We start from the raw sequence: 12,259 nt of genomic DNA, 5'->3' as shown, positions 1-12,259 counted from the left end.
TCCCGTCGACGGTTCGATAATCCCGGTTCCGTACAAAATTGTCCCCAGGGGTATTCCATATCGGGCCCGTCGCGCGGCCCCCGGCACCGCTTCGGGTGATATCCGCTGCCTCCCGTCCCAGGGGACCGGTAGTCTTCCGGCAAAGCTGGGCAGGGAGGGGGCGGGTCGTTGTATCTGAAGACCTTGACCCTGCGCGGCTTCAAGTCCTTCGCCTCCGCGACCACCCTGCGGTTCGAGCCCGGCATCACCTGCGTGGTCGGCCCCAACGGCTCCGGCAAGTCCAACGTGGTCGACGCCCTCGCCTGGGTGATGGGCGAGCACAGCGCCAAGTCGCTGCGCGGCGGCAAGATGGAGGACGTCATCTTCGCCGGCACCTCCAGCCGGCCGCCCCTCGGCCGGGCCGAGGTCACGCTCACGATCGACAACTCCGACGGTGCGCTGCCGATCGACTACACCGAGGTGACGATCAGCCGCCTCATGTTCCGCTCCGGCCAGAGCGAGTACGCCATCAACGGCGACACCTGCCGGCTCCTCGACATCCAGGAGCTGCTCTCCGACTCCGGCATCGGCCGTGAGATGCACGTCATCGTGGGCCAGGGCCAGCTCGACCAGGTCCTGCACGCCGGCCCCGAGGACCGCAGGGCGTTCATCGAAGAGGCCGCGGGCGTGCTCAAGCATCGCAAGCGCAAGGAGAAGGCGCTGCGGAAGCTCGACGCGATGCAGGCCAACCTCAACCGCGTGCAGGACCTCACGACCGAGCTGCGCCGCCAGCTCAAGCCGCTGGGCCGCCAGGCGGAGATCGCCCGCAAGGCCGCCGTCATCCAGGCCGACCTGCGCGACGCCCGCCTGCGGCTGCTCGCCGACGACGTCGTCACCCTCCGCGAGATCCTCGAACGCGAGGCCGCCGACGAGGCGGCCGTACAGGCCCGGCGGGCCCAGGTCGAGGCCGACCTCGGGCGCGACCAGCGGCGTGAGGCCGAGCTGGAGGCCGTGGCGGCCGAGGCCCAGCCGCGGCTCACCGCCTCCCAGGAGACGTTCTACCGGCTCTCCGCCCTGCGGGAACGGCTGCGCGGCGTCGAAGGGCTCGCCCTGGAGCGCGAACGGCACGCCGCCGACGCGGCGTCGATCGAGCGGCGCGGCCGCGACCCCGAGGAGTTCGAGCGGGAGGCCGCCGAGGTCCGCGAGAAGGAGCGCGTCCTCTCGGAGGAGCTCGACGAGACGCGCGAACGGCTGTCGGCCGCGGTGGAGATCCGCGCCGAGGCCGAGGAGGCGCTGAGCCTGGAGGAGCGCAGGCTGGCGGCCGCCGCCCGGGCCGCGGCCGACCGCCGGGAGAGCCTGGCCCGGCTGCGTGGCCAGGCCGAGTCCGCCAGGAGCCGGGCCAGGGCCGCCGGAGAGGAGATCGGCCGGCTCTCCCGCGCCCTTGACGAGGCGCGTCTGCGGGCCGAGCACGCCCAGGCCGACTGTGACGCCCACGAGCTCGACGAGCCCGCCGCCGACCCGGCCCTCGCCGCCGAGCTGAACGGGGCCGAGGAGGGCGTGGAGATCGCCCGTGCCGCCGTCGAGTCGGCCAGGGCGCTGGTGGACGAGGCCAAGGAGGCCGTCGAGCGGGCCAAGGAAGCCGTCGCCGGTCCCCGGGCGGCGGTCGCCGCCGCCACGTCCGCGGTCGCCGCGGCCCGCGCCGCCGACCAGGAGTCGCAGCGCGCCGTCGCCGCTCTCGACGCCCGCCGCGAGACGCTGGAGATGAGCCTCGCCCAGGGAGCCGACGGTGCCGCCGCGCTGCTCGGCGCGGGCATCCCCGGCGTGCTCGGCCCCATCGCGACCATGCTCGCCGTACGCCCGGGAGCAGAGGCGGCCGTCGCCGCCGTGCTGGCCGCCGACGCGGTCGCCGTGGCCTCGCTGGAGGGGGCCGTCGCCGCGCTCGAACACCTGCGGGACGACGACGGCGGGCGGGCCGGGCTGCTGATCGCCTCGACCGACCACGAACGAGGCAAGGCGCGTCCCCCCGTGCCCATCGCCGGCACGGTCTGGGCCGCCGATCTCGTCACCGCGCCGGACGAGCTGCGCGCCGCCGTCGACGCCGTGCTGTCAGGGGTTCTCGTCGTCGAGGACCTCGCCGCCGCGCGCAAGGTCGTGGAGGGCCATCCGGGCATCCGGGCCGTCACCCGGGCGGGCGACCTGCTCGGTGTGTACGAGGCCGGCGGCGGCTCCGGCGACGGTGGCTCAGCCCTGCAGATGCGGGCCGCGCTCGACGAGGCGACCGTCGATCTGGAGGCCGCCCGCGCCACCGCGGAGGAGAACGCCGAACTTCTGGAGCAGGCCGTCGCCGCGGAGGCCGAGGCCCAGCTCGCGCTCGAGGCGGCGCAGGCGCGCGTGAACGAGGCCCAAGCCGGGGTCAGCGCCGTGCAGAACGCCGTCAACACCGCGCAGAACGGCCTCAACGCGGCCCAAGGTGTGCTGGACCGGGTCCGGTCCAAGCAGCGGGACGCCGACCGCCGGACGGCGGACGCGGCCAAGCAGCTCGCCCGGCTGGAGGCCGCCGTCAAGGCCGCCCATGACGAGAGCGCCCGGTTGGCCAAGTCCGTACAGGACGCCGAGGAGGCCCGGCAGGCCGCGGAGGCGGACGCGGCCGAGATGGAGGAGCGGCTGGCCGAGGCCGAGTACGCCCAGGAGCTGGAAGCCGAGCCCACCACCGAGAGGCGCGACGAACTGACCGCCGCCTGCGGCGTGAGCAGGCAGTCCGAGATGGAGGCCCGGCTCGCCGTACGCACGGCGGAGGAGCGGGTCAGAGGCATCGCCGGGCGCGCCGAAGGGCTGCTGCGCGCCGCGCAGCGCGAGCGCGAGGACCGCGCCCGGGCCGCCGCGCAGCGCGAGCGGCGGCGCAGGCAGGCGCAGATCGCCGCCGCCGTCGCGCGGGCCGCGCAGGCCGCGCTCACGGCGCTCGTCGGCTCCATCGACCGGGCGGCGGCCGAGCGCGACGAGGCCGAGCGGGCCCGCGGCGAGATCGAGGCGGAGCTCAAGACCGTGCGGATCCGCGTCCGGGAGCTCGGCGGCGAGCTGGACCGGCTGGTCAACCGGGCGCACGGAAGCGAGATGGCCCGCACCGAGCAGCGGCTGCGACTCGAACAGCTTGAGCAGCGGGCCTTCGACGAGTACGGCGTCGAGCCGGAGGCCCTGGTCGCCGAGTACGGCCCCGCGGTCCCGGTGCCGGGCGAGCCGCCGATCCCGTACGTCCGCGACGAGCAGGAGAAGCGGGCCAAGACGGCGGACCGTCAGATGACGCAGCTCGGCAAGGTCAACCCGCTCGCGCTTGAGGAGTTCGCCGCGCTTGAGGAGCGCCACGCGTTCCTGACGTCCCAGCTCGAAGACCTCAAGAAGACGCGCCGGGACCTCCTCCTCGTCGTCAAGGAGGTCGACGACCGGGTCGAGCAGGTGTTCTCCGCGGCGTACGAGGACGTGGCCCGCGAGTTCACCGAGATCTTCGGACGGGTCTTCCCCGGCGGCGAGGGCCGCCTCCTGCTCACCGACCCCTCCGACATGCTGACCACGGGGGTCGAGGTCGAGGCCCGCCCGCCCGGAAAGAAGGTCAAGCGCCTGTCGCTGCTGTCCGGCGGCGAGCGGTCGCTCACCGCGGTCGCCTTCCTGGTCGCCATCTTCAAGGCGCGCCCCTCGCCGTTCTACGTGATGGACGAGGTCGAGGCGGCCCTGGACGACACCAACACCCAGCGCCTGCTGACCCTCTTCGAGGAGCTGCGGGAGAACTCCCAGCTCATCGTCATCACGCACCAGAAACGCACCATGGAGATCGCCGACGCGCTGTACGGAGTCTCCATGCGCGGCGACGGCGTCACCCAGGTGATCAGCCAGCGCATCCGCGAAGCCCTCTGAAGATGCGGCGGTTGAGCGGGGCGTGCTGGAGCATCTGGGGGCGTCTGGAAAACTTGAGCGCGTGGAAGGTTACCTCGGCATCATTGTGATGGTCGTCGTCATCGCCGTACTGGCGGTGGGCGGCCTGTTCCTGTTCCGGCCCAGAGCCAAGGACCTCCCTCCGGTGGAGGCGCCGCCGGAGCCGCAGATCCCGGACCTGAAGGTTCCTCCGCAGGAGGGCCCGGTCGACCGGGAGGGCGGCACCATCACCACCCTTCCTCCGCCCGAGGAGGAGCTGCTCAAGGCGCCCGAGATCGAGGTGCCGCCGCCCTCGGCCGGCCGTATGGTGCGGCTGCGCACGCGCCTGTCCCGCTCCCAGAGCGTGCTGGGCAGGGGACTCCTCGAACTGCTCTCGCGCGACCGGCTCGACGACGAGGTCTGGGACGAGATCGAGGAGATCCTGATCACGGCCGACGTCGGCGTCGCGCCGACGCGGGCGATGGTCGAGGAGCTGCGGACCAAGGTGAAGGTCCTCGGCACGCGTACTCCGGAGGAGGTCCGCGGCCTGCTCAGGGAGGAACTGCTCAAGCAGATCTCGCCCGACCTGGATCGCACTCTGCACACCAAGTCGCCGGCGGGACGGCCCGCCGTGCTCCTGGTCGTCGGCGTGAACGGCACCGGCAAGACGACCACGACGGGCAAGCTGGCCCGCGCCCTGGTGGGCGACGGCAACACGGTCGTCCTCGGCGCCGCGGACACGTTCCGGGCGGCCGCGACCGACCAGCTGCAGACCTGGGGTGACCGTGTGGGCGCCGCCGTCGTACGCGGCCCCGAGGGCGGCGACCCGGCGTCCGTCGCGTTCGACGCGGTGGCCAAGGGCATCGAGGACAGCGCCGACACGGTCATCATCGACACCGCCGGACGGCTGCACACCAAGACCGGCCTGATGGACGAGCTGGGCAAGGTCAAGCGGGTGATCGAGAAGAAGGCCGTGGTCGACGAGGTGCTGCTCGTCCTCGACGCCACGACCGGCCAGAACGGCATGCGTCAGGCCCAGGTGTTCGCCGAGGCGGTGAACATCACCGGCATCGCCCTGACCAAGCTCGACGGCACGGCCAAGGGCGGCATCGTCATCTCGGTCCAGCGCGAGCTGGGCGTGCCGGTCAAGCTGGTCGGCCTGGGCGAGGGGCCCGACGACCTGGCGCCCTTCGACCCCGAGGTGTTCGTGGACGCCCTGCTGGGCGACTGAGCCTCGCCGAGACGGGCGGGATCGACGGCACCGTCCGATCCCGCCCGTCTTTTGCACTTTGTGATACGTTCGACGGCGCTGTGCGCTACCGCGAACTGAGGAGGTGAGACCGATCAACGCTGTGACAGGTCGGGACTCCCTCCCTCGCATGGCCTAGGGAGTGCCCGCAGAAGGCATCCCGAAAGGCTGAAACGCTATGCGCTTCACCTCTGAGACGTCGTGTGACGGTGTCTCCGAACAACTCTTCACCCTCGGTGAGATTCCCGGCGTGCTGTGGACGCCAGAAGGCGCCGCCGGTACGCGTCCCCTTGTCTTCATGGGACACGGCGGCGGTCAACACAAGAAGGCCCCCGGCATCGTGGCCCGTGCGCGCCGCTTCGTGGCCGAGTGTGGGTTCGCGGTGGTGGCGGTCGACGTGCCCGGCCATGGCGACCGGCCGAAGGACGAGGAGTACAACCGGATCGCGACCGAGAACCAGGCTCGCGCGGACGCCGGAGAGGATCTGGCTCCGCTGATCGCTGGGTTCCAGGCGCTCGTAGCCCGCCAGACTGTCCCGGAATGGCAGGCGGTCCTGGACGCGGTCCAGCAAGCCGAGCACGTCGGGGCTGGTCCGGTGGGCTACTGGGGCGTGTCGTTGGGTTGCGGACTCGGCGTTCCGTTCGTTGCCGCCGAACCCCGGGTCCGCGCCGCGGTGCTGGGCCTGGGCGGGGCGCAGGCATCGGCGGAGGCCGCCGCGAGAATCACCGTCCCGGTGGAGTTCCTGCTGCAGTGGGACGATGAGCGGATGCCGCGGGCCCAGGGCTTGGCGCTGTTCGACGCCTTGGCCTCGGCCGAGAAGACGCTGCATGCCAACCCCGGCAAGCACGTCGAGATCCCGGCATTCGAGCTGGACAGCACGCTGCGGTTCTTCGCCCGGCACCTCGGCTGATACTGCCGCCTGCGGTGCGACGCGCCGATCTGGATCCGCTCCCGATCGGCGCGCTCGCAACACTGGGGACCGGTCAGGTCTCCTCGTCCATGAGCAGGAAATCGGGCCGCGAACGGTCCCATTCCGGCGCGTCCAGCGTGTTGAGCGCCGCGAGGATCCGCTTCTCCTCGTAGACGAAGTGGGTCTCCATCAGCGCGGCGAGACTGTCCAGCTCGCTGCGCAGTACGACGGGGTCGGTCTCTCGGCCCAGGCCGTCGAGGAGGGCCTGTAGTCGCGTGAGGGAGTCCTCCACGAGCTGATGGTCGCGGCGCAACTCGTCCAGCACGGGGCGCAACTCGGGGAATCGCTCCGCGAGCACGGGGAAGGCGCCGCCGTCCTCGCCGACGTGGTGTCGCTGGAGGGCGGTGCAGAAGGTCAGGCAGTGGGCTCGCAGATCGCGGGGGCGGGTGCCTCCGGCGAGATAGGCGTCGACGTCCTCGCGGAGGGCGGCGAGCTCCTCCCGGAGCCAGAGGTGTACTTCGATCAACTGGTTGCCGAACGCCGCCAGGCGCTCGTGAGATGTTTCCATGGTGGTCCCATGTTCCGGCGCCTCCATGTCCTCGGCGATCTCCTTGCCGGGTACACCGCGACGCAGGCACGGACTACATCATGATCGCGGCCGCCGGTCAAATCGCCCGAACGTGACCAGTCGTCCGGCGCCCCGAGCCCGCGCGAGCGCCGTCGATCGTCACGGCACCCAACCATCACGCTCGGGGCGCGGCGGTGTCTGGACTGAGGAACGAGTGGGCCCGCGCGAGCGCCATCGATTGTTAAGGCGCCGGACCATCACGCTCGGGGCGCGGCGGTGTCTGGACTGAGGAACGAGTGGGCTGAGGGACGAGGCCCCGAGTGACGAGGGAAGACATCGCCTGAGGGCGGCCCGAGCCCGCGCGAGCGGAGCGAGCGCAAATAGACACAGTGACGAGGGAAGACATCGCCTGAGGGCGGCCCGAGCCCGCGCGAGCGGAGCGAGCGCAAATAGACACGGCCATGCCCCGGTTGCGCAGTTGTCATGATTTATCGGGAAATGACCATTACCAGCCTAGGTCTTGTGACCTGACGTGGTCCGTGTTGACATGGGCGTCGTTCCTCAGACGAGATCAGAGAGGCCCTGATGAAGAAGGTCGTTGTTCACAAGCCCGGCACGGTCCAGCTCTCCGGCCAGGCCAGCGCCAAGCACCACGCGTGAGCGACCGGCGAGACCTGCCGCCGTACGGCATGGTCTCGCCCTTCCGGGGGCGACGAGGGGAGCGCGTGTGCGTCATCTGTGGGTCCAAGGGCGGCGCTGGAACGGGGAACGTGACATACCCCCGCTCGTGGCTCCCCCCGTCGTCGTCGGTGTGACGGCCGGTCCGGCGCACGGCCGGTCGGCCGACCGCCCGGACGGTGGGACGGGTTCCGATCGGACCTTCCAGGGGATCCGTCCCGTCCCCGACGATCAGTCGGCCGTGCCCGGCCACAGGGCGGCGCCGTACACGGTCGCGAGCGCGCTGCTCCACGCGATCGTCCCTGGGGCGCGAAAGGAACTCGTCGACGCACACGACATCGAGATCCGCGCGGCGGCCCCCGGGTTGAGGGACGTTGTGCCGGCCGTGCGAGGGTCGCTCGCGGCGCACCTCCCCAAGGCGGAGCGGATCCTCGTCCCCGCGCCGCGCCGTACGCTCCGGCTCGCCAACGGGCTGGCGGAGTTCGTCCACGACCACCTCAAGGAGGTGGGGCCCGCCGCGCTCGTCGTGGAACGCGCCGACGTGGCCGACGAGACGGACCAGGAGTTCCTCGCCGTCCTGCTCCGCAGGATCGACCCCGCGCTGCTCACCGTCGTCGTCTGCGCCGAGAGCGCGGACCCCGTTCTCACCGCCGCGCTCAAGCGGCATGCCCTCCCCGTGCCGGACGGCGGTGCGACCGTCGCGGGAGGGAGCGGTCAGGAGGAGCACCACAGCTACCACGAGAGCCGGAGCGGGGACGAGCACGGGCCGGAGGTGGTGGAACGCTACTTCACCGAGGGCTTCCACCACGCGGCGGCCCGGCTCGGTGTGCGGGCGCTGGGCGGGGCCCACGCCGAGGCCGACCCGGACGCCGATCCGGACGCCTGGTGGTCGCTCGTCCACCGCACCGCGGGCGCGCTCGCGGCCGTCGAGCGGGAGGATGAGGCGCGGGCGATCCTGGACCGGGCCCGGCGGGAGAGCGCCGACCCCAAGAACCGGGCCACCGCCGCGTACGCGACCGCGATGCTGCTGATGCGGCATCACGACCCGGCGGCGCGTGACGTGGGCGAGGCGCTGTCGTGGATCGACGAGGCGGTCGCGATCACCTCGTCGCTGCCCGACCGCAGGGAGCGGGCCTTCCACCTGAGCTTCGACCTCAACGGCAAGGCGCTGGTGGTGATGCGCGCGGGGCGGCCGGAGGAGGCGCTGCGGCTGGTGGAGCAGGCGATCGAGCTCGCCGACCGCGACCTCGATCCCGGCGAGCACCCCATCCACCGGCTGGTCCTGCGGGCGAACCGGGGGCAGCTGACCGCGATGCTCGGCGACCCGGAGTGGGCGCTGGCCGACCTGGACGCGGCCGTCGCGGCCGACCCGGGATATCCCGACTACTACATCAGCAGGGGCAACCTGCTGCACCGGCTCGGCCGCCCGCAGGACGCCGTCGCCGACTACGAGACGGCCATGCGGGCCGGGCCGCCGTTCCCCGAGGCGTACTACAACCGGGCGGAGATCAGGTTCCAGGCCGGAGACCACGCGGGCGCGCTGGCCGACCTCGACTACGCCCTCGAACTCGACCCGGGGTTCGCCGACGCGTACGCCAACCGCGCCGGGCTGTTCGTCGAGTTCGGCGAGTACGGCAGGGCCCGCGCGGACGCGCTCCAGGGGCTCGCCCTCGACCCGCGCAACGCGTACCTGCTGTGTGTGCTGGGGCAGGTGGAGGCGGCCGAGGGCAGGCACGCCGAGGCGAGGAAGGCTTTCGACACGGGGCTGCGCCACGATCCGGCGCTCGCCGCGCTCTGGGTGAGCCGCGGGATCCTGGCGTTCGAGACGGGCGCGCCGGAGGACGCGGTGGCCGACCTCACCCGGGCGCTCGAATGCGGGGACGATCCGGCCGTACGGTTCAACCGGGCGGTGGCGCTCCGGGCGCTCGGCCGCGACGAGGAGGCCCGGGAGGACCTCCTGCGGGCGGCCGAGCTCGCCCCGGAGGACGAGGACATCCGGCGGGAACTGGCGGCCGTCAGGCCCGATTTGCCGTCCCGATCGGCACCACCAGGGGAGTGCCCGCCACCGGATCAGTGATGATCTTGGCGTTCAGGCCGAAGACCTCGGCCAGCAGCTCCTCGGTCAGCACGTCGGCGGGCGGGCCGGCCGCGATCACCCGGCCGTCGCGCATCGCCACGAGCCGGTCGGCGTACCGCGCGGCGAGGTTCAGGTCGTGCAGCACCATGACCACCGTCTTGCCCGCCTGCGCGTGTAGCTGATCGACCAGCTCCAGCACCTCGATCTGGTGCGCCAGGTCCAGGAACGTGGTCGGCTCGTCGAGCAGGAGGAGTCCCGTGCCCTGGGCGAGGGCCATCGAGATCCACGCCCGCTGCCGCTGCCCGCCGGACAGCTCGTCCAGCGGCCGGTCGGCGAGGTCGAGCAGGCCGGTACGCTCCAGCGCCTCGGCCACCGCGCTCTCGTCGTCCGGCGACCACTGGCGGTACCACGTCTGGTGCGGATGCCGTCCGCGGGCCACCAGGTCGGCGACCGTCAGCCCCTCGGGCGCGGCGGGCGCCTGCGGGAGGACGCCGAGGAGCCGGGCCACCTCGCGCGACGGCATCCGGTCGATCCGCTTCCCGTCGAGCAGCACCTGGCCGCCCAGGGGCTTGATCAGCCGTCCCAGGGCGCGTAGGAGCGTGGACTTGCCGCAGCCGTTCGGGCCGATGATCGTGGTGATCGTCCCGCTCTCGATGCCGAGGTCGAGCCCGTCCACGATCACCCGGTCGCCGTAGCCCAGGCGGATGTCGACGGCTTCCAACCGCGTGTTCACGAGCGTGCCTCCCGGCGGGCGCGGATGAGCAGATAGATCAGGTAGGGAGCCCCGAGTACGGCGGTGACCACGCCGACAGGCAGTTCCACCGGCGCGAAGAGGCTGCGCGCGGCGAGGTCGGCGGCCGACGTCAGGACGGCGCCGGTGACGGCGGACACCACCAGCGGCGGCTGGGCCACCCCGGCCAGGCGCAGCGCGATCTGTGGCGCCGCCAGGGCGACGAACGCGATCGGCCCGGCTGCGGCGGTCGCGACCGCCGCGAGCAGCACGGCTCCGAGCAGCAGCACGGCGCGGGCCGCGTTCAGCCGGACGCCGAGCCCGGTCGCCGTCTCGTCGCCGAACCTGAGCGCCGACAGCACCCGGGTCCCGGCCAGGCAGAGCGGCACCAGCACGACCAGCGCGTACGCCACGGGAGCGACGTGCTCCCAGCCGCGCCCGTTCAGCGAGCCGCTGATCCACACCATCGCGCGGGAGCTGTCGTTGACGTCGCCGGTCGTCATCAGCCAGTACTTGACGTTGGTGAACACGGCGGCGACGCCGACGCCGACCAGGACCAGGCGGTACCCGTCCAGCCCGCGCCGCCAGGCGAGCGAGTAGACGATCACCGCACCGATCAGGCCGCCGGCCAGCGCGGCGACGGGGATGCCGACACCGGCCAGGGCCCCGCTGGCCCCGCCGTACACGGTGCCGCTGCCGACGATCACCGCCACCACGGTCACGCTGGCTCCCGAGGTCACGCCGAGGATGTCGGGGCTGGCCAGCGCGTTGCGCGCGATCGACTGGGTGATCGCGCCGGAGAGTCCGAGCGCGGCGCCGACCAGCACGCCGGTCAGGGCGCGGGGGAGGCGCAGCTCGACCACGACGAAGTGGTTGCCTCCGGTGCCGGTCAGCGACGCGACGATCTCGCCCAGGGACAGCGGGAAGTCGCCGATCCGCAGGCTGAGCGCGACCAGGACCGCGATCAGCGCGAGCCCGGTGAGCCCGGCCGCCACGCCGCGCGGGCGGACCAGCCAGGAGATCTTGCCCGCCCGGTACGGCCGGGCATGCGGGAGCCGTACGCCGGTCACAGCCGCACCGGCTTCCTGCGGCGGACCAGCGCGACGAAGAACGGGGCGCCGATCAGGGCGAGCACCACCCCGGCCTCCAGCTCGCCGGGCCGGGCGACCACTCTGCCGACCACGTCCGCGAGCAGCAGCGCCGCCGCGCCGAGCAGTCCCGAGTACGGCAGCAGCCACCGGTGGTCGGGGCCGGAGAGCGCGCGGGCCAGGTGGGGGACGATCAGGCCGACGAACGCGAGCGCGCCGCACGCGGCCACCGCCCCGGCGGTCAGCAGGGTCACGGCGGTGATGCCGAGTGCCCGGGTCGCCGTGACGTTGCGGCCGAGGGAGCGCGCGACGTCCTCGCCCAGGGAGAGCGCGTTGAGCCCCGGCGCGTTCGCCAGCGCGAGCACCAGTCCGGCGGCGATGAACGGCAGGACCTGCCAGGCCACGCCCGCGCCCCGCCCGGCGATGGAGCCCGCCTGCCAGAAGCGGAAGACGTCCATGGCCTGCTCGTTCACGAGAACGAGTCCGGAGGTCAGCGCGTACAGGAAGGCGCTGACGGCGGTTCCGGCGAGCGCGAGGGTGAGGGGGCTCGGGCCGCCTCGGCCGCCGACGGAGCCGATCGCGAAGACGCCGACGCTCGCGACGAGGGCGCCGGCCAGGCCGAACCAGATGTAGCCGTACAGGTTCGAGACGCCGAACGCGATGATGGCGAGGACCATCGCGAAGGCCGCGCCCTGGGTGACGCCGAGCAGTCCGGGGTCGGCGAGCGGGTTGCGCGTGTGCCCCTGCATGAGCGCGCCGGCGACGCCGAGCGCGACCCCGGCCAGCAGGCCGAGGGCGGTGCGCGGGACGCGCAGTGTGCGGACGATGATGTCGCTCTCCGTCCCGCCGGGCGACCAGAGGGCGTGCCACACGTCGCCGAGCGGCACCGACTTGGCGCCGATCGCGACACTGAGCACGGCCCCGGCGAGCACCGCCGTGAGGAGCGCCGCGAGGACGCCCGCCCGCCGGCGTCGCGGGCGCAGGGCACTCATGGGTACGTGATCCCTCTCTCTGTCGCTTGACCGGGACGAGTATGTCAGGCTTAGGTGAGCCTTAGCTAATTTAGGGCCCCCTTAC

8 protein-coding genes are annotated in these 12,259 nt (G+C 72.7%); 4 read left to right on the top strand and 4 right to left on the bottom strand.

All coding sequences use genetic code 11. The features are described 5' to 3' along the window. The first annotated feature begins 168 nt into the window (after nucleotides 1-168). The 3 genes from smc to ACQP1V_RS38065 all read left to right on the top strand — a co-directional run bounded on the left by smc (nucleotide 169) and on the right by ACQP1V_RS38065 (nucleotide 6,041). Nucleotides 169-3,885 carry a chromosome segregation protein SMC gene (gene smc / locus ACQP1V_RS38075; protein ID WP_433415642.1) on the top strand — a complete coding sequence of 1,239 codons (3,717 nt, stop codon included), beginning with the start codon at nucleotides 169-171 and terminating at the stop codon, nucleotides 3,883-3,885. A gap of 61 nt (nucleotides 3,886-3,946) precedes the next feature. Continuing rightward, nucleotides 3,947-5,113: a signal recognition particle-docking protein FtsY gene (gene ftsY, locus ACQP1V_RS38070; protein WP_433218812.1), complete on the top strand. Its 1,167-nt coding sequence runs from the start codon at nucleotides 3,947-3,949 to the stop codon at nucleotides 5,111-5,113. Between the two features lie 196 nt (nucleotides 5,114-5,309). Beyond that, nucleotides 5,310-6,041, top strand: coding sequence for a dienelactone hydrolase family protein (locus tag ACQP1V_RS38065; protein ID WP_433415640.1), 732 nt, complete (start codon nucleotides 5,310-5,312; stop codon nucleotides 6,039-6,041). A gap of 73 nt (nucleotides 6,042-6,114) precedes the next feature. Here the strand turns inward: ACQP1V_RS38065 and ACQP1V_RS38060 are convergent, their stop codons facing one another. Beyond that, nucleotides 6,115-6,609, bottom strand: a complete 495-nt coding sequence (locus ACQP1V_RS38060; protein WP_387414619.1) for a hemerythrin domain-containing protein — start codon at nucleotides 6,607-6,609, stop codon at nucleotides 6,115-6,117. Between the two features lie 787 nt (nucleotides 6,610-7,396). On the opposite strand from ACQP1V_RS38060, the gene ACQP1V_RS38055 reads away from it, so the two are divergent. Further along, entirely contained in the window at nucleotides 7,397-9,364 is a 1,968-nt protein-coding gene (locus tag ACQP1V_RS38055; RefSeq protein ID WP_433415637.1) for a tetratricopeptide repeat protein, read from the top strand. Here the strand turns inward: ACQP1V_RS38055 and ACQP1V_RS38050 are convergent. Genes ACQP1V_RS38050 through ACQP1V_RS38040 form a run of 3 tightly spaced genes read right to left on the bottom strand, consistent with a single transcriptional unit; the run spans nucleotide 9,303 to nucleotide 12,174 of the window. After that, a complete protein-coding gene (locus tag ACQP1V_RS38050; protein ID WP_433415634.1) occupies nucleotides 9,303-10,097 on the bottom strand; it encodes an ABC transporter ATP-binding protein in 795 nt (264 codons plus the stop codon). The genes ACQP1V_RS38055 and ACQP1V_RS38050 overlap by 62 nt on opposite strands. Beyond that, nucleotides 10,094-11,164 (bottom strand): FecCD family ABC transporter permease, encoded by a 1,071-nt coding sequence (locus tag ACQP1V_RS38045; protein WP_387414614.1) that lies wholly within the window; start codon nucleotides 11,162-11,164, stop codon nucleotides 10,094-10,096. The genes ACQP1V_RS38050 and ACQP1V_RS38045 overlap by 4 nt, the downstream gene beginning before the upstream one ends. Beyond that, complete coding sequence (locus ACQP1V_RS38040; protein ID WP_433415630.1) at nucleotides 11,161-12,174, bottom strand: FecCD family ABC transporter permease; 1,014 nt, start codon at nucleotides 12,172-12,174, stop codon at nucleotides 11,161-11,163. Before ACQP1V_RS38040 ends, ACQP1V_RS38045 begins: the two co-directional genes overlap by 4 nt. Between the last annotated feature and the right edge of the window lie 85 nt (nucleotides 12,175-12,259).

Source organism: Microtetraspora malaysiensis (assembly GCF_050947145.1).
Lineage (GTDB): Bacteria > Actinomycetota > Actinomycetes > Streptosporangiales > Streptosporangiaceae > Microtetraspora_A > Microtetraspora_A malaysiensis.
The sequence above is the reverse complement of the archived record's forward strand: the minus strand, read 5'-3'. Positions and strand labels throughout refer to the sequence as shown.

Excerpts from the sequence above, each read along its gene's own strand:
- ACQP1V_RS38060 (WP_387414619.1), bottom strand. The coding sequence starts at position 6,609 with ATGGAAACATCTCACGAGCGCCTGGCGGCGTTCGGCAACCAGTTGATC.
- ACQP1V_RS38040 (WP_433415630.1), bottom strand. The coding sequence starts at position 12,174 with ATGAGTGCCCTGCGCCCGCGACGCCGGCGGGCGGGCGTCCTCGCGGCG.
- ACQP1V_RS38065 (WP_433415640.1), top strand. The coding sequence starts at position 5,310 with ATGCGCTTCACCTCTGAGACGTCGTGTGACGGTGTCTCCGAACAACTC.